General features: G+C 59.5%; 27 protein-coding genes. 18 read left to right on the top strand and 9 right to left on the bottom strand.

Translation table 11 applies throughout. The features are described from left to right. The first annotated feature begins 274 nt into the window (after nucleotides 1–274). The 3 genes from ACR0C3_RS05965 to ACR0C3_RS05975 all read left to right on the top strand — a co-directional run bounded on the left by ACR0C3_RS05965 (nucleotide 275) and on the right by ACR0C3_RS05975 (nucleotide 3,929). Nucleotides 275–1,429: a phosphoserine transaminase gene (locus ACR0C3_RS05965; protein ID WP_480757676.1), complete on the top strand. Its 1,155-nt coding sequence runs from the start codon at nucleotides 275–277 to the stop codon at nucleotides 1,427–1,429. A 57-nt stretch (nucleotides 1,430–1,486) separates the two neighbouring features. Further along, on the top strand, nucleotides 1,487–3,082 hold the full coding sequence (gene serA / locus ACR0C3_RS05970) for a phosphoglycerate dehydrogenase (RefSeq protein ID WP_170482243.1): 1,596 nt from the start codon (nucleotides 1,487–1,489) through the stop codon (nucleotides 3,080–3,082). Nucleotides 3,083–3,203: 121 nt separating this feature from the next. Continuing rightward, nucleotides 3,204–3,929, top strand: a complete 726-nt coding sequence (locus ACR0C3_RS05975; protein WP_480757677.1) for a metallophosphoesterase family protein — start codon at nucleotides 3,204–3,206, stop codon at nucleotides 3,927–3,929. On the opposite strand, the gene ACR0C3_RS05980 is transcribed toward ACR0C3_RS05975, so the two are convergent. Continuing rightward, the gene (locus ACR0C3_RS05980; protein WP_480757678.1) at nucleotides 3,916–5,433 is read right to left on the bottom strand and encodes a malonate--CoA ligase; all 1,518 of its coding nucleotides are present in this window, start codon (nucleotides 5,431–5,433) and stop codon (nucleotides 3,916–3,918) included. The genes ACR0C3_RS05975 and ACR0C3_RS05980 overlap by 14 nt on opposite strands. A 144-nt stretch (nucleotides 5,434–5,577) precedes the next feature. Between ACR0C3_RS05980 and serB the strand changes: the two genes are divergently transcribed. Then, entirely contained in the window at nucleotides 5,578–6,453 is an 876-nt protein-coding gene (gene serB, locus ACR0C3_RS05985) for a phosphoserine phosphatase SerB (protein ID WP_480757679.1), read from the top strand. Nucleotides 6,454–6,459: 6 nt separating this feature from the next. Here serB and ACR0C3_RS05990 read toward each other — a convergent pair whose 3' ends face one another. Both ACR0C3_RS05990 and ACR0C3_RS05995 read right to left on the bottom strand, forming a co-directional pair. After that, nucleotides 6,460–8,763 (bottom strand): caspase family protein, encoded by a 2,304-nt coding sequence (locus tag ACR0C3_RS05990; RefSeq protein ID WP_480757680.1) that lies wholly within the window; start codon nucleotides 8,761–8,763, stop codon nucleotides 6,460–6,462. A gap of 17 nt (nucleotides 8,764–8,780) precedes the next feature. Continuing rightward, nucleotides 8,781–9,107, bottom strand: a complete 327-nt coding sequence (locus tag ACR0C3_RS05995) for a hypothetical protein (RefSeq protein ID WP_480757681.1) — start codon at nucleotides 9,105–9,107, stop codon at nucleotides 8,781–8,783. Between the two features lie 183 nt (nucleotides 9,108–9,290). Here ACR0C3_RS05995 and ACR0C3_RS06000 point away from each other — a divergent pair, with 183 nt between their 5' ends. The 3 genes from ACR0C3_RS06000 to ACR0C3_RS06010 are packed head-to-tail and all read left to right on the top strand — an operon-like array spanning nucleotide 9,291 to nucleotide 10,379. Continuing rightward, complete coding sequence (locus tag ACR0C3_RS06000; RefSeq protein ID WP_170469519.1) at nucleotides 9,291–9,620, top strand: metalloregulator ArsR/SmtB family transcription factor; 330 nt, start codon at nucleotides 9,291–9,293, stop codon at nucleotides 9,618–9,620. Continuing rightward, nucleotides 9,608–10,036 carry an SRPBCC family protein gene (locus tag ACR0C3_RS06005; protein ID WP_170376009.1) on the top strand — a complete coding sequence of 143 codons (429 nt, stop codon included), beginning with the start codon at nucleotides 9,608–9,610 and terminating at the stop codon, nucleotides 10,034–10,036. The genes ACR0C3_RS06000 and ACR0C3_RS06005 overlap by 13 nt, the downstream gene beginning before the upstream one ends. Before the next feature lie 22 nt (nucleotides 10,037–10,058). Next, nucleotides 10,059–10,379 (top strand): YciI family protein, encoded by a 321-nt coding sequence (locus ACR0C3_RS06010; protein ID WP_425083757.1) that lies wholly within the window; start codon nucleotides 10,059–10,061, stop codon nucleotides 10,377–10,379. Between the two features lie 5 nt (nucleotides 10,380–10,384). Here the strand turns inward: ACR0C3_RS06010 and ACR0C3_RS06015 are convergent, their stop codons facing one another. Beyond that, a complete protein-coding gene (locus ACR0C3_RS06015) occupies nucleotides 10,385–11,383 on the bottom strand; it encodes an asparaginase (RefSeq protein ID WP_480757684.1) in 999 nt (332 codons plus the stop codon). A gap of 181 nt (nucleotides 11,384–11,564) precedes the next feature. Here ACR0C3_RS06015 and ACR0C3_RS06020 point away from each other — a divergent pair, with 181 nt between their 5' ends. The 4 genes from ACR0C3_RS06020 (at nucleotide 11,565) to ACR0C3_RS06035 (ending at nucleotide 14,544) form a co-directional block, all read left to right on the top strand. Then, on the top strand, nucleotides 11,565–12,098 hold the full coding sequence (locus tag ACR0C3_RS06020; RefSeq protein WP_170376002.1) for an invasion associated locus B family protein: 534 nt from the start codon (nucleotides 11,565–11,567) through the stop codon (nucleotides 12,096–12,098). A gap of 147 nt (nucleotides 12,099–12,245) precedes the next feature. Next, nucleotides 12,246–12,413, top strand: a complete 168-nt coding sequence (locus tag ACR0C3_RS06025; RefSeq protein WP_170376001.1) for a hypothetical protein — start codon at nucleotides 12,246–12,248, stop codon at nucleotides 12,411–12,413. Between the two features lie 117 nt (nucleotides 12,414–12,530). Next, nucleotides 12,531–13,721, top strand: a complete 1,191-nt coding sequence (rlmN, locus tag ACR0C3_RS06030; RefSeq protein ID WP_480757685.1) for a dual-specificity RNA methyltransferase RlmN — start codon at nucleotides 12,531–12,533, stop codon at nucleotides 13,719–13,721. A gap of 199 nt (nucleotides 13,722–13,920) precedes the next feature. Beyond that, nucleotides 13,921–14,544, top strand: coding sequence for a cytochrome P460 family protein (locus tag ACR0C3_RS06035; RefSeq protein WP_480757686.1), 624 nt, complete (start codon nucleotides 13,921–13,923; stop codon nucleotides 14,542–14,544). A gap of 2 nt (nucleotides 14,545–14,546) precedes the next feature. On the opposite strand, the gene ACR0C3_RS06040 is transcribed toward ACR0C3_RS06035, so the two are convergent. Continuing rightward, complete coding sequence (locus tag ACR0C3_RS06040; RefSeq protein ID WP_480757688.1) at nucleotides 14,547–14,885, bottom strand: hypothetical protein; 339 nt, start codon at nucleotides 14,883–14,885, stop codon at nucleotides 14,547–14,549. After that, nucleotides 14,882–15,802, bottom strand: a complete 921-nt coding sequence (locus ACR0C3_RS06045; RefSeq protein WP_170556271.1) for a J domain-containing protein — start codon at nucleotides 15,800–15,802, stop codon at nucleotides 14,882–14,884. Before ACR0C3_RS06045 ends, ACR0C3_RS06040 begins: the two co-directional genes overlap by 4 nt. Nucleotides 15,803–15,961: 159 nt before the next feature. Between ACR0C3_RS06045 and ACR0C3_RS06050 the strand changes: the two genes are divergently transcribed. Then, nucleotides 15,962–16,345, top strand: a complete 384-nt coding sequence (locus ACR0C3_RS06050) for a hypothetical protein (protein WP_480757689.1) — start codon at nucleotides 15,962–15,964, stop codon at nucleotides 16,343–16,345. Here ACR0C3_RS06050 and ACR0C3_RS06055 read toward each other — a convergent pair whose 3' ends face one another. Beyond that, nucleotides 16,346–17,443, bottom strand: coding sequence for a cystathionine gamma-lyase (locus tag ACR0C3_RS06055; protein WP_480757690.1), 1,098 nt, complete (start codon nucleotides 17,441–17,443; stop codon nucleotides 16,346–16,348). It abuts the gene before it with no gap. A gap of 3 nt (nucleotides 17,444–17,446) precedes the next feature. Next, nucleotides 17,447–18,289 carry an LOG family protein gene (locus tag ACR0C3_RS06060; RefSeq protein ID WP_170459791.1) on the bottom strand — a complete coding sequence of 281 codons (843 nt, stop codon included), beginning with the start codon at nucleotides 18,287–18,289 and terminating at the stop codon, nucleotides 17,447–17,449. A 79-nt stretch (nucleotides 18,290–18,368) separates the two neighbouring features. Here ACR0C3_RS06060 and ACR0C3_RS06065 point away from each other — a divergent pair, with 79 nt between their 5' ends. From ACR0C3_RS06065 to dapD, 3 genes are all read left to right on the top strand, one after another. After that, complete coding sequence (locus ACR0C3_RS06065) at nucleotides 18,369–19,280, top strand: threonine/serine dehydratase (protein ID WP_480757692.1); 912 nt, start codon at nucleotides 18,369–18,371, stop codon at nucleotides 19,278–19,280. Nucleotides 19,281–19,324: 44 nt separating this feature from the next. Beyond that, entirely contained in the window at nucleotides 19,325–19,924 is a 600-nt protein-coding gene (locus tag ACR0C3_RS06070) for a GntR family transcriptional regulator (protein WP_480757693.1), read from the top strand. A 109-nt stretch (nucleotides 19,925–20,033) separates the two neighbouring features. Further along, on the top strand, nucleotides 20,034–20,861 hold the full coding sequence (gene dapD / locus ACR0C3_RS06075; RefSeq protein WP_480757694.1) for a 2,3,4,5-tetrahydropyridine-2,6-dicarboxylate N-succinyltransferase: 828 nt from the start codon (nucleotides 20,034–20,036) through the stop codon (nucleotides 20,859–20,861). A gap of 51 nt (nucleotides 20,862–20,912) precedes the next feature. Here the strand turns inward: dapD and ACR0C3_RS06080 are convergent, their stop codons facing one another. Beyond that, nucleotides 20,913–21,248: a cupin domain-containing protein gene (locus tag ACR0C3_RS06080; RefSeq protein WP_170375979.1), complete on the bottom strand. Its 336-nt coding sequence runs from the start codon at nucleotides 21,246–21,248 to the stop codon at nucleotides 20,913–20,915. 98 nt (nucleotides 21,249–21,346) lie between these two features. On the opposite strand from ACR0C3_RS06080, the gene ACR0C3_RS06085 reads away from it, so the two are divergent. The 3 genes from ACR0C3_RS06085 to ACR0C3_RS06095 all read left to right on the top strand — a co-directional run bounded on the left by ACR0C3_RS06085 (nucleotide 21,347) and on the right by ACR0C3_RS06095 (nucleotide 24,464). Further along, nucleotides 21,347–21,691, top strand: coding sequence for a hypothetical protein (locus tag ACR0C3_RS06085; protein ID WP_480757696.1), 345 nt, complete (start codon nucleotides 21,347–21,349; stop codon nucleotides 21,689–21,691). 70 nt (nucleotides 21,692–21,761) lie between these two features. Further along, nucleotides 21,762–23,147, top strand: a complete 1,386-nt coding sequence (locus ACR0C3_RS06090) for a trypsin-like peptidase domain-containing protein (protein WP_480757698.1) — start codon at nucleotides 21,762–21,764, stop codon at nucleotides 23,145–23,147. A gap of 3 nt (nucleotides 23,148–23,150) precedes the next feature. Continuing rightward, on the top strand, nucleotides 23,151–24,464 hold the full coding sequence (locus ACR0C3_RS06095) for a replication-associated recombination protein A (protein ID WP_480757699.1): 1,314 nt from the start codon (nucleotides 23,151–23,153) through the stop codon (nucleotides 24,462–24,464). The last annotated feature ends 9 nt before the right edge of the window (nucleotides 24,465–24,473 follow it).

Here is a 24,473-nt window from a genome sequence, read left to right on the forward strand (position 1 = left end):
AACCGCGTCGACAACGCATACGGTGACCGAAACCTTGTCTGCACATGCCCACCAATGGAAGCATACGAAGAAGCCGCAGAGTGAAACAACAAACCCCGCCGAAAGGCGGGGTTTTCGCTTATCGGAAACCTCTGTTCTCGTTTGCACTCACTTTTCGTGTCGTTTTTCGCGGTGAAAGCGTCTTTTTCGCTTGCTGCGTCTGCGAAGGCCTCATAGCTCTGTCCGTGGGACACCCCTCCCCAACGAGGGGCGTGTATCTGGAAGGGTAATACAGATGAGCATTGAACAACCGGCGACGCGGCCGGCGAATCCGCGTTTTTCCTCGGGCCCTTGTGCCAAACCCCCTACATTTGAGCTGTCCAAACTGGCCGATGCCGCGCTGGGTCGTTCGCACCGTGCTGCTGTCGGCAAGGACAAGCTGAAAGCGGCCATTGAAGGCACGCGCGAGATTCTGGGCATTCCGGCGGACTACAAGATCGGTATCGTTCCCGCCTCGGACACTGGCGCGGTTGAGATGGCGCTTTGGTCGCTGCTGGGAGAGCGCAAGGTTGAAATGCTGGCTTGGGAGAGCTTCGGCACGGGCTGGGTGACTGACGTGGTCAAGCAGCTGAAGATCGATGCCGAGGTGAAGACGGCAGACTACGGACAGATCGTGGATCTGGCCTCGGTCGATTTCGCCAATGACGTGGTGTTCACATGGAACGGAACGACCTCGGGTGTGCGGGTTCCGAATGGGGACTGGATCGCGGATGACCGTCAGGGTCTGACGATCTGCGACGCAACCTCGGCGGCCTTTGCGATGGACTTGCCGTGGGACAAGCTGGATGTGACCACGTTTAGTTGGCAGAAAGTGCTGGGCGGAGAAGCGGCCCACGGGATGCTGATCCTTTCGCCCCGTGCCGTTGAGCGGCTGGAAAGCTATACTCCCGCATGGCCGCTGCCGAAGATTTTCCGCCTGACCAAGAGTGGCAAGCTGATCGACGGTATCTTTAATGGGGCCACGATCAACACTCCTTCGATGCTGGCGGTCGAGGATTATTTGTTCGCGCTGGATTGGGCTCGCTCGGTTGGTGGGTTGCAGGGGCTGATCGCTCGTGCCGATGCCAATGCCAGTGCGGTGCACGCGTTCTGTGAGCAGAATGACTGGATCGCCAATCTGGCCGAGGATGCGGCGACGCAATCGAACACCTCGGTCTGCCTGAAATTCACGGATGGGCGCATTCAGGACGGTGCAGCATTCGCGAAAGCCGTAGCCAAACGGCTTGAAACAGAGAATATCGCCTTGGACATCGGTGCCTATCGTGACGCGCCTGCAGGCCTGCGCATCTGGTGCGGTGGTACGGTTGAGACTTCGGATATCGAAGCTATGCTGCCATGGCTGGCATGGGCCTTCGAGGCCGAGATCGCAGCGCAGTCCGAGGCTGCCTGACTTTTCACCGGGCCGTCCAAGGCCCGGACCTTCCATACAATTCAAGGACCAGAGAAAATGGCCCCCAAAGTACTCGTATCTGACAAGCTCAGCGAAACCGCCGTGCAGATTTTCCGCGATCGCGGCATCGACGTGGATTTCATGCCCGATCTGGGTAAGGACAAAGACAAACTGGCCGAGGTAATCGGTCAGTATGATGGCCTTGCCATTCGTTCGGCCACCAAGGTCACACCGACCATTCTGGAGAAGGCCGACAAACTGAAAGTGATCGGTCGTGCCGGGATCGGGACCGACAATATCGACAAAGATGCGGCGTCGAAGAAGGGTGTGATCGTGATGAACACGCCCTTCGGCAACATGATCACCACCGCTGAGCACGCAATTGCGATGATGTTCGCAGTGGCGCGGCAGATCCCCGAGGCCAGCACCTCGACCCATGCGGGTAAGTGGGAAAAGTCCAAGTTCATGGGCATCGAGCTGACCAACAAGACCCTTGGCGTGATCGGGGCGGGCAATATCGGCGGTATCGTTTGCGAACGCGCGCTTGGCCTGAAGATGAAGGTTGTGGCCTATGACCCCTATCTGGGTGAGGAGAAAGCCGCGCAGATGGGTGTTGAAAAGGTCGAGCTGGACGAGCTGCTGGCCCGCGCTGACTTTATCACTCTGCATGTTCCGCTGACCGATCAGACCCGCAATATCCTGAGCCGAGAAAACCTTGCGAAGACCAAGAAGGGCGTGCGGATCATCAACTGTGCCCGTGGCGGTTTGGTCGACGAAGACGCGTTGGCCGAAGCGCTACAGTCGGGCCATGTCGCCGGCGCGGCGTTCGATGTGTTCAGTGAGGAACCGGCCAAGGAAAACGCGCTGTTCAACCTGCCCAACGTGGTCTGCACGCCTCACCTTGGCGCGGCAACGACCGAGGCGCAGGAGAATGTGGCGCTGCAGGTGGCGGAGCAGATCTCGAACTATCTGCTGACCGGTGCGGTGGAAAACGCGCTGAACATGCCCAGTGTCACCGCCGAAGAGGCCAAGGTCATGGGGCCGTGGATCAAACTGGCGGGCCATCTGGGCAGCTTTATCGGCCAGATGACCGATGAGCCGGTGCAGGCAATCAACATTCTTTATGATGGTGTAGCTGCAGAGATGAACCTGGCCGCGCTCAACTGCGCTGTCGTTGCAGGGATTATGAAGAAGTTCAATCCCGAGGTGAACATGGTCTCTGCCCCAGTTGTCGCCAAAGAGCGTGGTATCAAGATCTCGACCACCAATCAGGACAAGTCCGGTGCGTTTGAGGGCTATATCAAGGTCACTGTGGTGACCACCAAGCGCGAACGCTCGATCGGTGGGACAGTGTTCAGCGATGGCAAGCCGCGCTTCATCCAGATCAAAGGCATCAATATCGACGCCGAGATCGGGGCGCATATGCTCTACACCACCAACGAGGATGTGCCGGGCATCATCGGTGCGCTGGGTCAGACCATGGGCGAGAACGACGTCAATATCGCGAACTTCACCCTGGGCCGGTCAGAGGCGGGTGGCGAGGCCATCGCGCTGCTTTACGTGGACGAACCTGTCCCGGCCGAGGCGCGCGCCAAGCTGGCGGAAACGGGTCTGTTCACGCAGATCAAACCGCTGGAATTCGACGTCGCCTGATTTGCACCCTTTGTCATTTCAAACAATTTGACACCCGCGCCAAGGACCGGCGCGGGTGTTCCTGATTGCGCTATCAACGCTTTCGCCACTAAACTGCCGAAACAGCAGCCGAGACCTTTTCATGACCAAACCGATCTACGCCATTGGCGACCTGCACGGGCAGAGCGCCGAGTTCGACCGACTCCTCTCATTGATCGACCGCGATGGCGGGCCTGAGGCTCAGGTGGTGTTTCTGGGCGACTATACCGACCGGGGGCCGGACAGCCGGGGCGTCTTGGACCGCTTGATCGCGGGGCGCGCCGAAGGACGGGACTGGATCACTTTGCTGGGGAATCACGACCGGATGTTTGCATGGTTTCTTGAGGACTTCCCCCGCCATGATCCGCATCTTTTAGTCGGATACCACTGGCTGCATGAGCGTCTGGGCGGGGTCGAAACACTTGCCAGCTATGGTATCGTGTTCGAGGGGCAAACCCGGCTTGAGGATCTGCACGCCATGGCGTTGCAGGCCGTGCCTGAGGATCATCGTGCGTTCCTGCGGGGGCTGGTCTTGATGCACCAGACACCCGATCTGGCTTTCGTTCATGCGGGCATCCGCCCCGGTATCGCGTTGGATCAGCAGGATGAAAACGATCTGGTCTGGATCCGGCAGGAGTTTTTGAAACATACCGAGCCGCATCCCAAGCTGATCGTTCACGGCCATTCTCCGGTCGACCGGGTGGCACATTGCGGCAATCGCGTGAGTCTGGATACCGGCGCGGGGTATGGTCGCCCGGCCAGTGCCGTTGTCTTCGAAGGCCGCACCTGTTGGGAGGTGACTGAAAAGGGCCGGGTCAGCCTTGCGTAAAGCTGTCTTTATAAGCCTCGCGCAGGGCGTTCTTTTGCACCTTGCCCATGGTGTTGCGCGGTAGCTCATCCAGCACGATCAGTTTGCGCGGATGTTTGAACCGGGCCAGCTGATCCTGAACGCGCGCCAGAATGGCATCCAGATCAAGGGCTTGTCCGGGCTGAGGCACCAAAATGCCCAGCACGGTTTCGCCAAAATCCGGATGCGGCACGCCGATGACCGCGCTTTCCAGAACACCGGGTTGGTCATCCAGCACAAGCTCGATTTCCTTGGGGTAGATGTTGTAGCCGCCCGAGATGATCAGGTCTTTGCCACGGCCGACGATATGGAGATAGCCATCCTCGTCCACCCGACCCAGATCGCCAGTGATAAAGAACCCGTCCTCGCGCAGCTCAGCGGCGGTTTTCTCGGGCATCTGCCAATAGCCCTTGAATACGTTCGGACCGCGCACCTCGATCATGCCGATCTCGCCGTGTGGCAGCAGCGCGCCGGTTTCGGGGTCCGTGACCTTCAACTCGACATCCGGCAGCGGGAACCCGACCGTCCCGGCGCGGCGTTCGCCGTTATAGGGGTTCGAGGTGTTCATGTTGGTCTCGGTCATTCCATAGCGTTCGAGGATACGATGCCCGGTGCGGGCCTCGAACAGCTCATGAGTTTCCGCCAGCAGAGGCGCCGAGCCCGAAATGAACAGCCGCATATGGTGCGTCAGAACGCTGGTAAACCGGTCATCGCCCAGCAGGCGAGTGTAGAAGGTTGGCACGCCCATCATCGAGGTGGCCTCCGGCATCAGGCGCAGGATGTTGTCCAGACCGAACTTGGGCAGAAAGATCATCGACCCACCCGAAGCCAGCACAACATTGGTCGCCACGAACAGCCCATGCGTGTGAAAGATCGGCAGCGCATGCAGCAGCACATCGTCCTTGGTGAAGCGCCATTCCTGCATCAGCGTTTCGGCATTGGACAGCAGGTTGTCCTGCGTCAGCATCGCGCCTTTCGACCGCCCCGTAGTGCCCGAAGTATAAAGGAATGCGGCCAGATCATCCTCGGACCGGCTGACAGGTTCGAACGCAGGCAGCATCCCCAGCGCCCGGCGCATCAGGCTGCCGCTGCCATCTGCGTTCAGAGTTGCAAGATGGGCGTTCTGCGCTTGGGCTATCGGGGTCAGGCCAGCCTCGTTCGCAGTATCGCAGACGACTAGCTTTGCGCCGCTGTTTTCGATGAAATACCGCAGCTCAGTGGTCGTATAGGCGGTGTTGAGCGGCAAGAAGATAAGCCCGGTCTGCGCACATGCGGCGTAGAGGGCAAGCGCCTCAGGCGATTTTTCGACCTGAACGGCGACGCGGTCTCCGGGCTCAAGCTCTAGCCCCGTCAGCGCGTTGGCCAGCCGCGCGGCCATGTCGAGAAAGGCGGTATGGGTCAGAACATGACCGTCGGGCAGATACAGGAACGGCGTGGTTTTCCCAGCGTGAATGCCAAACAGACGATCATAAAGCGGGTTGGCCATTCGGTGTTCCTTTCCGTGCGTCGCGGCCTGAATCTGGCGGGGAAAACCGGGACCGTAAAGCCCCGTTTGCCAGATATTTCCAAACAACTCTGGCGAAAATGCTGCACCTGCGATATGCGCTGTGCAGATTGCCGGAGACCTGCCATGTACGTTGCCACCTTGCTGACAAATCCCACCACACCCTCGCTTGAGGTCCCGATGGTGGACGCGCTGGGAAATGCGTGGGGCGGGGGTGAGGTCACTTGGCTCAACCCTGGTGAGGCGGCCGAGTTCACGCTGTCCGAGATGCCAGACAATCGCTGGGACGTCTGGGCCGATCTGCAAGAGATGGGCGTTGATCTGGTCGTTCAGCCATCCGAGGGGCGGCGCAAAAAAATGCTGCTGGCGGATATGGACAGCACCATGATCCAACAGGAGTGCATTGATGAGTTGGCGGATGAGGCGGGCGTGGGTGAGCGCGTCAAAGACATCACCGCCCGCGCGATGAATGGTGAGCTGGATTTCGAAGGCGCGCTGATCGAACGGGTCGGCCTGTTGAAAGGGCTGGACGAGGCGGTCATAGACCATGTTCTGAACACGCGGATCACCCTCATGCCCGGCGGGCGCGAACTGGTGGCAACCATGCGAGAGGCAGGCGGCTATGCGGCCTTGGTCTCGGGCGGGTTCACCGCGTTTACGGCCCGCGTGGCAGAGCAGTTGGGGTTTGATGAGAACCGGGCGAACACTCTGTTGACCGAGAATGGGCAGCTGACGGGCGATGTGCAGCGCCCGATCCTAGGGCGGCAGGCCAAGGTGGAGTCGCTGGAGCGGATCACCGCAACGCTTGGCTTGTCCGAGGGCGACGTGATCGCGGTTGGCGACGGAGCTAACGATCTGGGCATGTTGGGGCGGGCCGGAACCGGCGTTGCACTGCACGCGAAGCCCTCGGTTGCGGCTGAGTGCGACGTGCGGATCAATCACGGAGACCTGACGGCCCTGCTTTACATTCAGGGCTACAGCAAGGCTGATTTCAGCGGCTAAAGTCGCTTAGAACAAGTCAAAGCGTACTGGATTCTGCGCCCAGTACACCCGCGCGGCCAGCAACAACCGGGCCTTTGGATCGCTGGCGGCGGCATAGGGAACCGGAACACCGAACTTGGCGCTGATGTTTTCCAGCGCAGTCAAAGTCGCCGGGCCGACTTGGCCATCGACGGTGACATTTTCCCCCAGTTCATTCAGCGCCAGCTGTAAAGCCCGATCCAGATCCCCGCGCGAGAGGCTGTCGAGTTGCGATTGAGCCCGCGCGGCAGGTTCCTCATTCGGCAGTAGGGCTGCTTTGGCCGCCCTGAGCGCGGCGTCAGCGGGACCTTTGCCCGGTACCTGACCGTCCAGAATGATATAGGCTCCGTTCGCACCACCCCAGGCGTCACCGCGTTCCAGCGATGTATCGTACCAGGCCAAAGCCTCGGTACGGGGCCGGCCCTGTAGCTGGTCCCGCATGATCATGCGGGCGATACTGGCCGGAGCGGTGGGGTGCCCGCCTTGGGCTGCCGCCAGAAAGTAGGCTTCGGCTTTGTCGAAATCGACCGGATTGCCGCCCAGCCCATTCAGCGAGACATAGGCCAGATTGTCGTACCCATAGATGTCCTGCCGTAGTTCGGAAGCGCGGAGATATCGCAACCCACGCTCGGGGATATAGCGTTCCGAGTTTTCACGCAGGAAATACATGCCCAGTTCATTCATCGAATAGGTATGTCCAAGCTCGACCGACCGTTCCAACAGCTCGAAGCCGCGGTTTTTCTCTTCGGTCGTTTCACCTTTGCGCAGCAGTTGTTGGCCCAGCCGGTGCATGGCATAGGGGTCTTGCTGGGCGATGGCTTCTTCTAACAGCGCGCGCGCTTTATCCGGGTCATAAGGGGTCTTGGTGACCGCGCGGTCGATGCGCTGTGTATCCAACAAAGTTGCCAGAGCGTATTTGGCGCGAATATGCCCGCCGTCGACAGCGGTCGTGAAACTCTCAAAGGCGCCTGGCACATTGCCTGCGGCTTGTTGCAAACGGCCCAGTTGATACTGGAACCGCGCGTTTTCCGGATAGTCCTCGACCGCTTGCGAACAGGCGGCCAGACCTTTGGTGATATCCAGCTCATTCGGCAGGCGAAACACGCCAACGCCGTTGAGGTCCAGCGCATCCCCCGCTTCGAGATCGCAGGCATTCATCCCCAATTCCAGAGAGACCTCAACCGTCTGTCGCGTCTGATCAGCGGTTACGACTTCGACTGCGAAGGTATCGGCGAAATCGGTTTTGGGCAGGTCAACGGCACGTGTGTCCGTGATCTCGGGCGTATAGGTCAGAGATGTTTCGCTTGCGCTGACAGCACCCCGGTCAGGGGTTTCTGTAACCCGCACATCTACAATGTCCCTTCCCAGCGCTTGGTTCAGGCTTTGGGACAATGGGACAGATTTGTCGAACTGATAGCTGAGCGATAGGGATTGGGGGGCGCCATCCTGCAGCGCCTCTGGTTCAACCTCGACCTTTTGCTGCGCCAGATAGAACGGGCGCACCAGTGTCGAGCTTTCCCAGGGGATCTGCTGCCCCGATGTTTTGGTGTGAACCCGTTCGCGTATGACCGGAAAGAGCTGTTGGATATTCTCAAACGGAGAGGATTGGGCGGTTTCCAGAACGGCCGCCGTATAGGGGCTGTTGTGGCCGATTTCGCCATCACTGGCCACCGCACCGGGCGAGGTTGAATAGGCCACCAGAGAATTCAGCGGCGTTTTGAAGACGTCGAACCCTTCGCGAGTCTCAAAAAGGTTGGCGTCCAGATCGGCCGCCAATCTGAGGTCTTGAAACGGATTGTCCCTGCACGAGTCCAGAATGGCCACATGGGCCGCGCTGCGGGCGGATAGGGTGTCAATCACACGATCCAGCGTCATCGTTGCCAGCGGCACATCATAGACGCTTTCAAACTTGGCATCCACGGGCAGCAAATAGTTTCGCCGCCCGATCTGAATGCCGTGACCCGCATAGTAGAACAGAACATCTGCGGAATCTGGGATGTTCAGAACCGCTGTGCGGATCAGCTCTTCAAACTCGCGTTTAGTCAGGTCATAGCCGTCGAAGACTTGGAAATCGAAGTCTCGCAGCATGTCCGCAATGTCTTCGGCGTCTTTTCTGGCATTGGTCAGGTCGCCAACGCTCGTGTAGTCCTGATTGCCGATGACGATCGCAACCCTGCTGTTCGCGCTGGTTGCCGCCGAGGACTGCGCGCTGAGGCCGCTTGCGCAAATCGTCAGGATAGACGCAGCTGCTAGTAAATGGCGCCGACCAGTTTTAGACCCAAGCTTAAGCATGTGGTGTCGTCTCCGGCTTAACCGCCCCAGCCGCCACCGCCGCCGCCACCGTCTCCACCACCGCCGCCACCGCCGCCGCCGCCACCATCTCCGCCGTCGCGGTCATACGCATTTTGAGGCGCTGTCGATGAAACGGCCGTCGGGGTCACCGCGGGGGCTGCTGCAGGGGCTACTGCCGCCGTCGTTGTGGCGGCAGGCGCGGGAGTTGTCGCTACCGCCGCCGCAGGGGTTGGTTGAGGGGCGGTTGCAGTCGGGGTGACAGTCTCAGTCTGTGACCAAGGGGATGCACAGCCTGCAACAACAAGGGTACAGGCGAAAAACAATGAAGTGGACGCGAAGCGCATCTCAAGCCTCCTAAAATAAAACAACTTATTAAACTCACACATAACACTGTAACCTGTGTCTTTGGAGCAGGTCTATGAACCTTTTCACATATACACGAAAAGAAGAGGATCGGCCAATTATCCTGATTGGCGCTGACAAAAGGTAGGCTTTCCTTAATTTAACATTTGTGTTAAATAAGAATCATGACCGATCTTATTGCCGCCTTTTCCGCACTATCTGACCGCACTCGGTTCGCCATTGTTGAACAGCTGATGGACGGCGGTGAACTGCCCGCCGGAGACCTGGTCGAAGGCAAAGGCATGTCAGGTGCCGCAATCTCGCGCCACCTGAAGGTGCTGCGCGAGGCAGGATTGGTGCAACAACGCGTGCTGGGCACCCAGAGGTTGTATTCCGTCCACTCCGAAGGACTTCGTGCGATTGCCGAGTGGACGATCTCGAAACGGCAGTTCTGGGAAAGCAGTCTGGATCGTTTGGGTGACATTTTGGAAAGGGAAAATTCATGGCCGACCTGAAATTGGAGCGGGATTTTCCCGTCAGCCCAGAAGACCTTTTTGTTTGGGTGACAGATGGCTCAAAACTGCTGCAGTGGTGGGGGCCGGAAGGCATGCATGTGCCGGATCACAATCTGGATTTTTCCAGAACCGGCCCATGGTTTTCGGTGATGGAGAACAGCGATGGGCAGCAATTCAAGGTTTCGGGGCATGTCACGCATGTTGATCCACCGCACTCGGTTGGCTTCACGTGGGGTTGGCATGACGATCAGGATCAACGCGGGTCGGAAAGCCACGTGACTTTTTCGATAGCGGCAACCGAAACCGGCGCCCGACTTGTTATTGATCACCGCGAGTTCGCCGACGCCGAGGCAGCTGAGAACCACAACACAGGCTGGACATCCTCGCTGCGCAAACTCGAAGCGCAGTGCCAATAGACTTCATTCAGGGAGGAACAAAATGCCCCAATATCTATTTGTTTATCACGGGGGCCACACCCCAACTGACCCCGCAGAAATCGAAGCAACCATGGCCGCATGGGGCGCGTGGTTTCAAAACATGGGCGAGGCTTTGGATATCCCGGGAAACCCGGTGGGCCAATCCTATACCGTCAGCAACGGCGGCGTTGTCGACAATGGCGGGGCTAACCCTGCCTCTGGCTTTACGGTGGTCAAAGCCGACAGCATTGATGCCGCGACCGAGATGGCCAAAGGCTGCCCGATGGTCATCAACGGATCTGGCTCGGTCGAAGTGGCGGAAATCCACGAAATCGAGATGTAGCTGCCTTAGTTCGGAAAGCCCGGCGCGGGTCGGATCACGCCGCATTCTAGTCCTAGGCGGCTGTATTGCGTGGCATTCATGAATTTGCGCGTGGCCGGGTGATCAGCCTCCAACACCCCAAGGCTGACCAGAATGGCCGCGATGGCGCATTCACTGGCGCGGGTGGTGCCATCGGTGATCTTCAGAGCAACGCCCATGCGTTTATCCGGCAGGATCGCGACAAAGACGGCTTCGGCCCCGGTCTTGATCGCAGCGCGCCCATTCATTGCGCGCATCAACTCTGTGCAGGCGCGGGTTTCGCCCGCGACAAGCTCTGGGCGCTTGATCATCGCGGCGGTCAGTTGCTGCGCCGCATCGCTCGACCGGTCTGACCGATCAGAGGCCGAGGCAAACCACGCCATGGAGCGCGCAAGCCCGACCAGCGAAGTCGCGAAATTCGGGGCCGAGCATCCGTCGATGCCGTAGCCGGGGCTAGTCTCGCCGGTTGTTTCCTCAATGGCAGACAAGCAGGCCTGTTGAACAGGGTGGTCGATCTCAAGGTATTCCGGTCCGGCCCCCATATGCTGAGACAGGGTCAGAAACCCGCAGTGTTTACCCGAACAATTGTTGTGGATCTGGCACGGCGTATCGTCGGCCAGAATAAGCCGGTCGCGCGCGGCGATGTCGGCGGGCTCTTGCGGGCCGCAGCGCAGATCATGCTCGGTGAGACCCAGATGATCCAGCCAGGCCGAAACGCGATCCGTGTGAATGGCGGCCCCGTTATGCGAGGCGCAGGCCAGCGCAAGATGCTCTGAGTTCAGCCCGTATTTTGCCGCAGCGCCCGACGTAACCAAAGGCAGAGCCTGAATCATTTTGGCTGAGGATCGCGGGTAGATCACTGAGTTCGGATCGCCCCAGCTTTGCACGATCTGCCCGGTGTCATCGCAGACCGCCGCATGGCCCAGATGCAGGCTTTCCAACAGATCGCCGCGCCACAGTTCTGTCATCGGGATGGGCTGCGTCATCTGGACCTCCGGATTTATGCGCAAAATTCTGCCAATCGCCCTTTCGCCTGTGGCGAAACCTGCGTTAGTGTGTGTATGTCGACAATCATCGGAATGCGCAACGTTTCCAAGACGAACTGGCAGGGTTCGCATGGCTTTCCGATGGGTATGAGGTAGAAGGTCGAGCTAGGAGGCTGGACAAATGGGATCAATGCTTACCCGCGTGCTTGCGGGTCTGTGTGTGGCGGGTATGGCCACAACTGCAATCGCACAGCAGGGGACAAGTACGAACCGCGTCGCGGCAAAAACGGATTGGAGCGTTTTTGTCGAAGATGATCCTACCGAATGCTGGAGCGTTTCGGCCCCCAAGGAAACCGTGAATACGCGGGGCGGACGTGTCGTTTCCGTGCGCCGCAGCGACATCTTGTTGTTCGTCTTTTATCGCCCTAATGCCGAGGTCAAAGGGCAAGTGACCTTTACCGGTGGCTACCCTTTCGCGGCCGGTTCCACGGTGAACCTGGTTGTAGATGGGTCTGAATTCGAACTGTTTACCGAGGGCGAGTGGGCCTGGCCGGCGACTGCTCAGGACGATGCCAAGATCGTCACCGCCATGAAGCGCGGGACAGAAGCGGTACTGACAGCTCGGTCAGAACGCGGAACGCAGACCAAGGACACGTTCTCTCTGCTGGGCTTCACCGCCGCGATCGAAGACGCCGAGACACGCTGCACCAACTGATCTGTCGGGTCGCGATCACACGCGACCCGTCTATTTTGCGGCTTCTCGCATAATTCTACCAAATATTCAGAAAGCTTGATCCGTATCAAAGCGCGTCCTTTTGGCATCTGAACTAATTTGTTCAGTAATAACAAAGGATGTCTGAATATGTTCGACAAAACTCTGATCACTCTGATGTTGGCTTCTTCACTGGTTCTGGCGGCTTGTGAAAAAGAGCCTGAAACCTACCCGATTACAGGTGAGGAATGCGGGCCTGAAGATCCGGTGAAAACGCTGGATGCCGAGGACTGCTTTATCCCGCCTGCAGGAGTCTGATCCGGCGACAAAAGCGCGTAAGGGTCAATACGATTCCTTTTGATCTTTGCGCGCGATCCTATATAGAGGCGCATCCCAATCCGGAATCCACCTGAGATACGCCCAGTAGGTACCCAAATGTCGCCCAAAGCGCCGATCACTCAAGACGTCATGACCATCCCCCGCAAACTGCCTGAGGGGAAGGTGAACCTTGTCGGTCTGACTCGCGATCAGTTCCGCGCGACTCTGATCGAACATGGCACGCCGGAAAAGCAGGCCAAGATGCGGACTGGTCAGATCTGGCAGTGGATCTACCAATGGGGCGTGCGTGATTTCGCACTGATGACTAACCTGGCCAAAGCCTATCGCGCGCAACTGGCCGAGAGCTTTGTGATCGAAGTTCCCGAAGTGGTCACCCGTCAGGTGTCCGAGGACGGCACACGCAAATACCTGTGTCGTATTGCGGGCGGGCATGAGGTCGAAGTCGTTTACATCCCCGAAGAGGATCGCGGCACGCTGTGTATCTCGTCTCAGGTAGGTTGTACGCTAACCTGCTCGTTCTGCCATACCGGCACGCAGAAACTGGTGCGCAATCTGACCGCGGCCGAGATTGTGGGCCAGGTGATGATGGCCCGCGATGATCTTGAGGAATGGCCGACCCCCGGTGCGCCGAAGGATGAGACGCGCCTGCTGTCGAACATCGTTCTGATGGGCATGGGTGAGCCGCTCTACAATTTCGAAAACGTCCGCGACGCGATGAAGATCGCCATGGACCCCGAAGGGATTTCCCTGTCGCGCCGCCGGATCACGTTGTCCACGTCGGGCGTGGTGCCGGAAATTGCGCGCACGGCCGAAGAAATTGGCTGTTTGCTGGCGATTTCCTTCCACGCGGCCACCGATGAGACCCGCGACGTTCTGGTGCCGATCAACAAGCGCTGGAACATCGAGGAGTTGTTGCAAGCGCTGGCCAGCTATCCCAATGCTTCGAATTCTGAACGGATCACGTTCGAATATGTAATGTTGGATGGCGTGAACGACAGCGACGAGGACGCCCATCGTCTGATCGACCACATCAAGCGTCATAAGATCCCGGCCAAGATCAACCTGATTCCGTTCAACGAATGGCCCGGTGCGCCGTACAAGCGCAGCTCGAACAATCGTATCCGGGCCTTTGCGAATATCATCTACCAGGCCGGCTATGCCTCACCCATCCGCAAGACGCGCGGCGAGGATATCATGGCGGCCTGTGGTCAGTTGAAATCGGCAACCGAGCGTGCGCGCAAATCGCGGAAACAGATCGAAGCTGAGGCCGGGTTGAGCGGTAACTAAGCCACTTCTGCCAAGGGTTGTAGCGATAAACTTAATGTTTCCGGTGCTGATTTTGTCTTCAATATTTGCTATATGTTAGGGCGTCCGGTCCTGTTTCGGACGCTCGGCTTTCCCTTGAAACGCCGGGGGTCTTCGCCGCGAGCTTTTTTCTTCGCTATGCGCGGCATGTAGGCAAACTGATATTTCAGGTGAGCCCCAAATGATTGAACGACCTCGAAGTAAATTGAAAACCATTGCATTTGCAGTCCTATTTGTACCGCTATCTGAGGCGGGCGCTTTTGCGGAAGACCCCGATGCCCATCTGGCCATCGAAAATCCGGCCGAGTTGAGTAAGGACGAAGCCAACGCACATTATCGCGCGCTGTCGAAACGCATGGCGCGTGGCTATGCGACTTCTCAGCTGGATCTCATTTTGAATTACCAAAGCTGGCCGCTATTCAATGATGCGCCCTATATCTCGGCAACACATGGGCAGCGGTTCGTGAACAGCTACGCTAACCGCATGGCGCTGAACTACGGGACCCTGCAACCGGGTGAGCTTTTGCCCATGGGCTCGGTTCTGGCCAAGGACAGCATGACGGTGACCGATGAGGGCAAGGTCTACCCCGGCGCCATGTTTGTAATGGAGAAACTGGCACAAGGCGCCAATCCCGAGACGGCAGACTGGCGCTACATCATGGTGCTGCCCGATGGGTCTTTGTTTGGCGACACTCTGGGCGATCGGGCCGGGGCCGTGGCCTATTGCCATGACTGCCACGTGCAGGTGGCCGACAGGGATTACACCTTCTACGTGCCTGAGGACTACCAGATCAAAGGTGAGTAGACCTATCCGCGACGAAAGCGGGCGGTTCCGATAACCTCGATCAGGTTTTGCCGGACCGGCTCGGGCTGCGCCTCGACCGCGTTCAGAACCTCACGTAGTTCGGCGCGAAGCCCGTGCATCTGGTCGATCAGAGAGATCATCATCGACAAAGCATCGGCCTCCATATCGTATTGCTCGTGCAACTCGCAGGCCAGTTCCAGCCGGGCGACGTCGATGCTGTGATAGACCACGCCATCATCCGATTGCTCGGGGATCACGATCTCGGCGGCCAGGTATTCGGTTAGGCGGTCCGAGGTCAGGCGAGTGATGGTTTCGATCAGTTCCTCTTCGGTCAGGGTCATGACGGCATTCCTTTCCGAGGATCATAGCGGTGGGCATCGCGCCATGTTTCCATGAATTGCTTGAGGTCGTCGTCGATCTGGTCGGGCAGGGCGACGGTGAGTTCGATCAGTTGATCCCCCCGTTCGGACGAGCCACGTTTTTTGACTCCCTTGCCCCGCAGGCGCAGGGTTTTGCCGCTGCTGGTGCCGGCCGGGACGGTGACGTTGACGCCGCCGTCGATCGTAGGGGCCGGGACTTTGCCGCCCAGAACAGCCTCATCAATGGTGATCGGCAATGTGATGTGGATGTCATCCCCCTGCCGGTCGAACAGCGGATGGTCCGCGACCGAAATCGTGACCAGCGCGTCCCCCGGAGGCCCCTCACCATAGCCCGGAGCACCCTTGCCCCGCAGCCGGATGGTCTGGCCCGTGGTGATACCCGCCGGGATTTTAACCTCGATCCGGTTGCCATCGGGCAGGGTAAGCTTTTGGCTGGCCCCAAACACGGCATCCAGAAAGCTGATCTGCAGCGAGTAATTCAGATTGTGACCCGGCGCATGGAATTCCTGCGTGCGCTGGCCGCCAAACCCACCGCGGCCGCGCATGAATTCGGCGAAGATGTCCGACATGTCATCCGGGTCCGCCTGCCGTCCGCGATAGGGGTTTCCGGCGGCCTCGGCATAGTCGCGATAATATTGCTGTTGAGGGCGCTCCTGACCCGAAGCGTCAATCTCGCCATTGTCATAGCGGGCACGGGTTTCGGGGTCTTTCAGCAGATCGTAAGCAGCGGCGGCGGCTTTAAACTTGGCCTCGGCCTCGGCATCACCGGGTTTGAGGTCCGGGTGGCATTCCTTGGCGATGCGCCGATAGGCTTTCTTGATCTCGGCGGCACTGGCGTCTTTGGCGACGCCGAGGACGGAATAGGGATCGTCGCTCATCTCACCTCTCGCGGATGTGGGTCGGTCTGATCTTTATGAATGTGTTTTATCATGCGATTTCAACCAGCCAATAGGAAGAGACAATTGAATTGGCTCGAAAAATCCTACAGGTTTGATAATATCTGCATGTCTGTACTTGTTCATACACGGAGAGCCTGAATGTCGCGCAGAATCAAATCCGCTCTGGCCCTGCTGGCCGGGAATGCCATCGGCCTGTTGCTGGCGTCGCTCATTTTGACCGGCTTTGCCATCAAGCCGATCTCATTCATCGTTGTGGTGCTTGTGTTCACTGTCGTTCAGGTGATTGCCGAGCCGCTGATACTGAAGCTTGGGGAAAAGAAGGCGCCGGCGTTAAAGGGCGGGATCGCGTTGATCGTGACCTTTGTGGGTCTTCTGGTCACCGACCTGATTGCATCGGGGCTGACGGTTGGGGGTGTTTCCAACCTGCTGGCCGCAACGCTGTTGGTCTGGCTGGGGGCGTTGGTCGCCAGCGTGGTGCTGCCGATCTACGTGTTCAAGGAACTGCGCGAAGCCAAGAAATAGTCACAGCGCGTTCAGGCTGGCCTCGATTGCCTGCCAAAGCTCATCAACCGGCTCACACCCGACCGAAAGGCGGATAAAGGCGGGGTCGACAGAGTCACCCCACCGCGCGCGGCGCTCGGCCGAGCTGTGAACGCCGCCGAAAGACGTGGCGGGCCGCAGCAGAGGGCAGGTGTTGATGAAGGCCTCGGCCTTGTCCTCGCTTTCCAGCGTCAGGGAGAGCAAGAACCCGAACCGCGTGGTCTGAGCTTGCGCCAGCGCGTGGGACGGATCGTTCGGCAAGCCGGGATAGCGGATGTGCTTGACGGCCGGATGCGCTGCCAGGCGCTCAGCCAGCACCTGGGCCGAGGCGCACATGCGATCAAAACGCACGTCCAGAGTCTCGAGCCCGCGATGCAGAAGCCATGCTTCGTGTGGTCCGGGAATTGAGCCTGAGACGCGGCGCCATTCCTCGACCCGCTCCATGATCTGCGCGTCGCGGCTGGCGACGTGGCCCATCAGCATGTCCGAGTGCCCGCCGATGGCCTTGGTGTCCGAGGACACGACCACGTCGATGCCCAAATCCAGCGGGCGCTGGCCCAGAGGTGTCAGGGTCGTATTGTCGGCAATGGTGATGCCTCCGGCAGAGCGAACCTGTTTGGCTACATCCGCAAGGTCAATCATGTCGAGGCCGGGGTTCGAAGGGCTTTCGACGAAGACCACGTCGAAGCCCTCAAACCCTCCGTCGGCAAAGCTTGTGGTCGGCCGTTCTTCGACCACAACGCGCAGCCGCGACAGGAACCTATCCGCCAGCTGGCGCGTCACGTAATAGCCATCCGATGGGATCAACAGGCGCGACCCGGCCTGAACGGTTGCAAACAAAGCGGCCGAGATGGCAGCCATACCCGACGGGAAACTGAGGCAGGGCGCGTCTTCGAGATGTGAAAGCACATGTTCCAAATGCACCCATGTCGGGTTGTCGACGCGGCCATAGGTGGCATGCCCGTCCGGTAAACCGGGCAGGTGGTACATGCTGCTTTGGGTCAGCGGCAGGGCGACGGGTTCGCCCTTTTCCAACGCGTTGCCACGCAGGTGAAGCATTTCTCCGGGTTTGTTGGCCATGGCTCAGCGTCCCGGAATGGCGTCGCGAGGCGGGGCGGGTTCCCAGTTTTCGATGATCTCAACCGCTTCTTGCGCGGTGTCGACAAAGCGGAACAGGTCGAGGTCTTCGTCCGAGATCGTGCCCGCATCGGCCAGCGCTGACCAATTGATGACCTTTTCCCAGAATTCGCGACCAAACAGCAGGAAGGGCACACGCTCCATCCGTCCCGTTTGGATCAGGGTGAGGGACTCGAACAGTTCATCCATCGTGCCAAAGCCGCCGGGGAAGATGGTGATGGCACGAGCGCGCATCAGGAAGTGCATCTTGCGGATGGCGAAATAGTGGAAGTTGAAGCTGAGGTCCGGCGTCACATAAAGGTTCGGCGCTTGTTCATGCGGCAGAACAATGTTCAGACCGATAGAGCAACCACCGGCATCCTGCGCGCCGCGGTTTCCGGCCTCCATCACGCCGGGGCCGCCACCCGTGACGATGACATTTTCGCGGCAGCCCGTCTCGTTCGACTTCTCGGTCATCAGCCGCGCGAATTCGCGCGCCTCGTCATAATATTGGGACAGACCGGCCAGCGTTTCGGTGCGGGCGGTGTGTTTCTGTGACGGTTCCGGAATGCGTGCGCCGCCAAACATAACGATGGTCGAGGTGATCTCACGCTCGCTCATGATCATCTCGGGTTTCAGCAGTTCAAGCTGCAAACGCACCGGGCGCAGCTCATCACGACACAGGAATTCCTCATCGGCGAAGGCCAGACGATAGGCCGGAGACCGCGTTTGGGGCGTGTCCGGCACTTCGCTCGCGGTCGAGCGGTCGGTCTGCGCGTCGCGGAAAGGGCTGTGGCGGTCTTCTCTCATTGGTGAACGATCCCTGCTTGCGTGTTTGACAAACAGCTATAGGGTTCGCGGGCAGAGTGCCAGTCACGGAAAGACAAGAATGGATTGGAAGACGGAAATTCAGGCGGCAGCAGAACGCATTGCAGGTCACGCGCAGATAACCCCGGTCATGGAGAGCCATATTCTCGGCTATCCGATCGAGCTGAAGCTTGAGCATATGCAGCACACCGGCAGCTTCAAGGCGCGCGGGGCGTTCAACACGTTGCTGAGCATGGAGGTGCCGCAAGCAGGTGTTGTGGCGGCCTCGGGCGGCAATCACGGGGCGGCGGCGGCCTATGCGGCGCGCGCGCTGGGGCATCCGGCGAAGATTTTTGTGCCAGAGATTGCGGGCCCGTCCAAGATTGCCCTGATCGAGCAGATTGGCGCGGATCTCAGCGTCGTGCCCGGAGAATATGCCAACGCGCTGGCGATGGCGCAGGCGCATGAGGACAAAACCGGCGCAATGCAGATCCACGCCTATGATGCACCTGCTACGGTCGCCGGGCAGGGCACATGCTTCGCCGAATGGGAGGCGCAGGGGCTGGAGGCCGATACCGTCCTGATCGCAGTTGGCGGCGGCGGGCTGATCGCGGGTGCTCTGGCCTGGTTTCAAGGCGCGCGTAAGGTTGTGGCGGTTGAGCCTGAGACCTCATGCGCTTTGAACGCCGCCCTGCAAGCCGGTGAGCCGGTGGACGTGTCGGTTTCCGGCGTTGCGGCCAACGCGCTGGGCGCGCGGCGGATTGGGTCGATCTGTTTTGAACTGGCGCAGGGGATGGAGTCGGTGCTGGTATCCGATCAGGCCATATCTGAGGCGCAGCGCGTTTTGTGGCAAGCGCATCGCATCCTTGTCGAACCCGCAGGGGCGGCCGCGTTGGCGGCGCTTATGTCGGGGGTCTACACGCCAGAGCCGGGCGAGCGCGTCGCCGTTCTGATCTGCGGTGGGAACATTGCTCCGGACCCTTTTGCAGGCTGAATTATCGCCTTGTGAAAATAGGTTGAGGATTTTATCTATAATTTATGAGCGCCACGATTGCCGATACAATCTACGAAAATCTCAGGCAGCAGATCATCACCGGTGATCTGAATGCCGGTGAGAAGCTGCGCCAAGATCACATCGCCAAAGCCTTTGAGACCAGCCATGTCCCCGTGCGCGAGGCACTACTGCGGCTAGAGGGGCATGGCCTTGCCAAAAGTGAACCGCGGCGCGGTATGCGTGTGGCTGTTCTCGACCCGGCCGAGGTTCGCGAAGTGGTCGAAATGCGCGTGGTGCTCGAGCCTTTGGCCTTGCAGCATTCCGTGCAGAACATGACACCCGGCGATGTGAAGCGCATGGATGAGGCGCGGATCGCCTGTGATGAGGCGCAGACCATGCCCGAATGGGAAACGCGCAACCGGGCCTTTCACCGGGCACTCCTGACGCCCTGCGGCATGCCGCGCCTGCTGCACACGATTGATGACCTTCATATCGCCAGCGCGCGTCATTTGTTTGCCCATTGGAGACCTAAGTGGAAACAACGCGTCGACAAGGATCATCTGGCGATTGTCCAGGCTCTGAAACACAAGGATCTTGCCTCGGCAACGACCATCCTGATCCGGCATATCCGCCGCGCCAGCTGAGGCACGGACGATTCCGCCGCAAAAGAGCCCCTGTTCGTCGCATTGCGCCGTGGGCGTGGCTTTCGTATAGGCCACACCGACACGAACAGATTCTGTAGGGAGACGCCCAATGTCCAATGCGCAACTCGAAGCCGCCATCGAATCCGCCTGGGAAGCGCGCGATACGATCACGCCCGCAACCACTGGCGAAAAGCGCGACGCCATCGAAGACACGCTGAACGCGCTGGACAGCGGCGCATTGCGCGTTGCCGAAAAGCTGGACAGCGGTGACTGGCATGTAAACCAGTGGGCCAAGAAAGCGGTTCTGCTGGGCTTCCGTATCAAGGACATGGAAATTCAGACCGGTGGCCCTCAGGCTGGTGGCTGGTGGGACAAGGTGGACAGCAAGTTTGCCGGTTGGAGCGAAGACCACTGGAAGGCCGGCGGTTTCCGTGCCGTGCCCAACTGCGTTGTCCGTAAGTCGGCTTATATCGCGCCGGGCGCAGTGCTGATGCCGTCCTTCGTGAACCTCGGCGCCTATGTCGACGAAGGCACCATGGTGGATACATGGGCAACCGTCGGCTCCTGCGCGCAGATCGGCAAGAACGTGCACCTGTCGGGCGGGGTCGGGATCGGCGGCGTGCTGGAGCCGATGCAGGCTGGCCCCACCATTATCGAAGACAATTGCTTCATCGGCGCGCGCTCTGAGGTGGTCGAAGGCTGTATCGTGCGTGAAGGCTCAGTTCTGGGCATGGGCGTGTTCATCGGCAAATCGACCAAGATCGTCGACCGTGAGACCGGCGAGGTCACCTATGGCGAGGTTCCGCCCTATTCCGTGGTTGTTGCAGGCTCGATGCCATCGAAGAACAACATCAGTCTCTATTGCGCGGTGATCGTGAAGCGCGTGGATGAAAAGACCCGCTCGAAAACCGGGATCAACGAATTGCTGCGCGACTAAGCGCGGTTCATCGAAACAATTGGCCGCAGCCCAGTGCTGCGGCCTTTTTTGTTAGGCTTTGACCGGATAGCGGTCCGGCTCTTCAAACACGTCGATCACGCGTGAGCCTGCCTTGATCTTACCGCCATGCTCGACCCCGTCCGGGATGGAGTAGCTGTCGCCAGGGCGATAGATTCGGGTCTCAGCCCCTATCGTCAGCTCTACTTCGCCTTCGATGACAGTGCCCCATTGGGCCTTGTGGGCGTGCATCGGCAATTCAAAATCCTTTAGGAAAGTGAAAAACGCGACTAGCCCGGCATCAGAGCGGATCACGGCTGTTTGCACGACGTCCTCGGGGAAGGGAACGTCCAGGCTGGGAAAGTCGGCAATGAAATCTGGAAAGGTCATCAAACATCCCTAGTGGCTTGTGAAAATACCACTATGCAGAGTTGTCAGCTCCATGCAAATGCTTGACCGTGCAAGGGTGCAGGTCTATGGCCCCCTGCATGGAAAAGCAAAAGAAACCCTCTCGTCAGCAAGTCTATACCCTGCTCGTGCAGATCGGCCGCAAGGAGTGCGACGGCCTGCCAGACGGCGCGACCGGAGCGGCCCTGATGTGCTTTGCCAGTGGCGTGGATGAGGCCGAGGCCGTGCGTGAAACGGTTGCGATCCTGAAACAGGCCGACACCGCCCCTCTGGACGTGACCGGCTATGGCACATTGGCCGAGCGCGAGGCGCAGGGGCATGACATCGACCCTGATGAACGCGCCTTGATGCAGCGGGCACTGGACGAGAACGCGGTCATTGTCGCGCAGATGACGCCGTTTTTTGACGAAGGTGCAAAAGGCTGACGACTGGCCTTCTTGCATTGACGATCCGCTCGGCGCATATCCAGAGGGCTTTACTGGATTGAGGTTCTTCATGCGTCGCTGGATTTTCATCGCTGTTTCGGTTGCAATTGCCTCGGTTGCCCATGCCGAGACGCGCGTCCCTCAATCGCAAGCCGAAATCTCGCTTGGCTTTGCCCCCGTGGTGAAAGAGGCCGCGCCTGCGGTTGTGAACATCTATGCCAAGATCGTGCGGCAGGGGCGGTCGCGGCCGTTATTCTCAGACCCGTTTTTTCAGGATTTCTTTGGGCGTGGATTTGGAGAGCCACAGCAGCGGGTCCAGAACTCGCTCGGGTCGGGCGTGATCCTGTCCGAGGATGGCTATGTGGTGTCGAATTACCACGTGGTCGGCTCGGCCACTGAAATCCGTGTGGTAACGACTGACAGGCGCGAATTTACGGCCGAGGTGGTTTTGGGTCACGAAGAAAGCGATATCGCGATCCTGCGGCTGGAAGAGGCCCAGGACCTACCCTTCCTGAACATGCGCGATTCGGATCACGTTAAGGTGGGCGAGTTGGCCTTGGCGATCGGTAACCCGTTCGGGATCGGGCAGACGGTGTCCTCGGGCATTATATCGGGATTGGCGCGCACTGGCACGGCGACCGGGAACGCGCGCGGCTATTTTCTTCAGACTGATGCGGCGATCAACCCAGGAAATTCGGGTGGCGCCTTGATTGACGTGAATGGTGACCTGATCGGGATCAACACCTCGATCCTGACGCGGTCTGGTGGTTCGAACGGGATCGGTTTCGCCATCCCCGCCAATCTGGTGGCTGAGTTCCTGCGGCAGGCGCAAGCCGGCAATGACACGTTTGTCAGCCCCTGGGCGGGCATGAGCGGCCAGCACATGAGCGCCGACATCGCCGAGTCTCTGGGTTTGGTGATCCCTATGGGCGTGGTGATCTCGGACTTACACGACCTCAGCCCTCTGGCCGAAGCCGGATTGCGGGTTGGCGATGTGGTTACCCATGTGGACGGGGATGAGGTGAACTCTCCGGCCGAGATGAAATTCCGCATGTCCGTGGCGGGGGTCGGAGGCACATCCGTTCTGACCCGCTTGCGCGGTGAGGAAAGCGACGACGTAGAAGTGGCGCTGATCCGTGCGCCGGATACACCGGACGCCGAAAAGACGACCTTGGATGAAAGCACCGTACTGCCTGAACTGACCGTCTCGGGCGTCAACCCGGCGGTGATCATTGATCTGGGGCTTAAACTGTCCCAGTCCGGCGTCGTTGTTGTTAACCCCGGCCCATACGGCGCGCGCGCGGGTCTGCGCGTCGGCGACGTTCTGGAGGCGATCAATGGCTCAGACATCGCGCGCCCGCAGGACGTGGTGCGCGCACTGACCGATCCTGGGCGCAGGATCAACATGCTGATCCAACGTGGCGGTCGCAGCCTGTCCCTACGATTCCGGCTGTAGCGCATGAGCGATCTGTTCGACACCGGGGCGGCCGAGCCTGCCGCGAGCCCGCACCGCCCCTTGGCGGATCGCCTGCGTCCGCAAACGCTGGCTGAGGTGATCGGGCAAGAGCAGGTTCTGGGCCCAGACGCACCGTTGGGGGTGATGCTTGCCTCGGGCAGCCTGTCCAGCTTGATTTTCTGGGGGCCTCCGGGCGTTGGGAAAACGACCATCGCGCGATTGCTGGCGCAGGAAACCGATCTGCATTTCGTTCAGATCAGCGCGATTTTTACCGGTGTGCCGGACCTGAAAAAGGTGTTCGAAGCGGCAAAGATCCGGCGTCAGAACGGGCAAGGAACGTTGCTATTCGTGGATGAGATCCACCGCTTCAACAAAGCGCAGCAGGACGGGTTTCTGCCCCATATGGAAGACGGAACCATCCTGCTGGTCGGGGCCACAACCGAAAACCCGTCGTTTGAGTTGAACGCCGCGGTCCTGAGCCGATCGCAAGTTCTGGTGTTGGAGCGCCTGAGCCTTGCCGATCTGGAACGTCTGACCCAGCGGGCCGAGAAAGAACTGGGCAAAGCGCTGCCCCTCACGCCTGCCGCACGTGATGCACTGCATGAGATGGCGGATGGCGATGGGCGGGCCTTGTTGAACCTGATCGAACAGGTCGCCGCGTGGAAGGTTGACGCACCGCTGGACTCGGATGCGCTGTCGACGCGCCTGATGCGGCGCGCGGCGAAATACGACAAATCCGGCGATGAGCATTACAACCTGATCTCAGCCTTGCACAAATCGGTGCGCGGTTCAGACCCGGACGCAGCGCTCTATTGGTTTGCGCGGATGCTGACCGGAGGCGAGGACCCGCGTTATCTGGCCCGTCGGATCACCCGCATGGCGGTTGAGGATATCGGTCTGGCCGACCCTCAGGCGCAGGCGATCTGTTTGCAATCGTGGGAGACTTATGAACGGCTCGGCTCCCCCGAGGGAGAGTTGGCACTGGCGCAGGCGCTGGTCTATCTGGCGCTGGCCCCGAAATCAAACGGGGCCTATGTGGGCTACAAGGCCGCGATGCGCCTGGCGAAGCAATCGGGCAGTGAGCCGCCGCCGAAGCATATCCTGAACGCGCCTACCTCGTTGATGAAGGATCAGGGCTATGGCGACGGTTACGCCTATGACCACGACGCCGAAGACGGGTTCTCGGGTCAGAACTACTTCCCCGAGACGATGAAGCGGCCTGTGTTGTATCAACCGGTCGAACGCGGGTTCGAGCGGGAGTTGAAAAAGCGGCTGGACTATTTCGCCAAGCTGCGCACGCAGCGCAACAGCGGGTAACGCAGGGTC

The organism is Ruegeria sp. CK3, assembly GCF_056536565.1.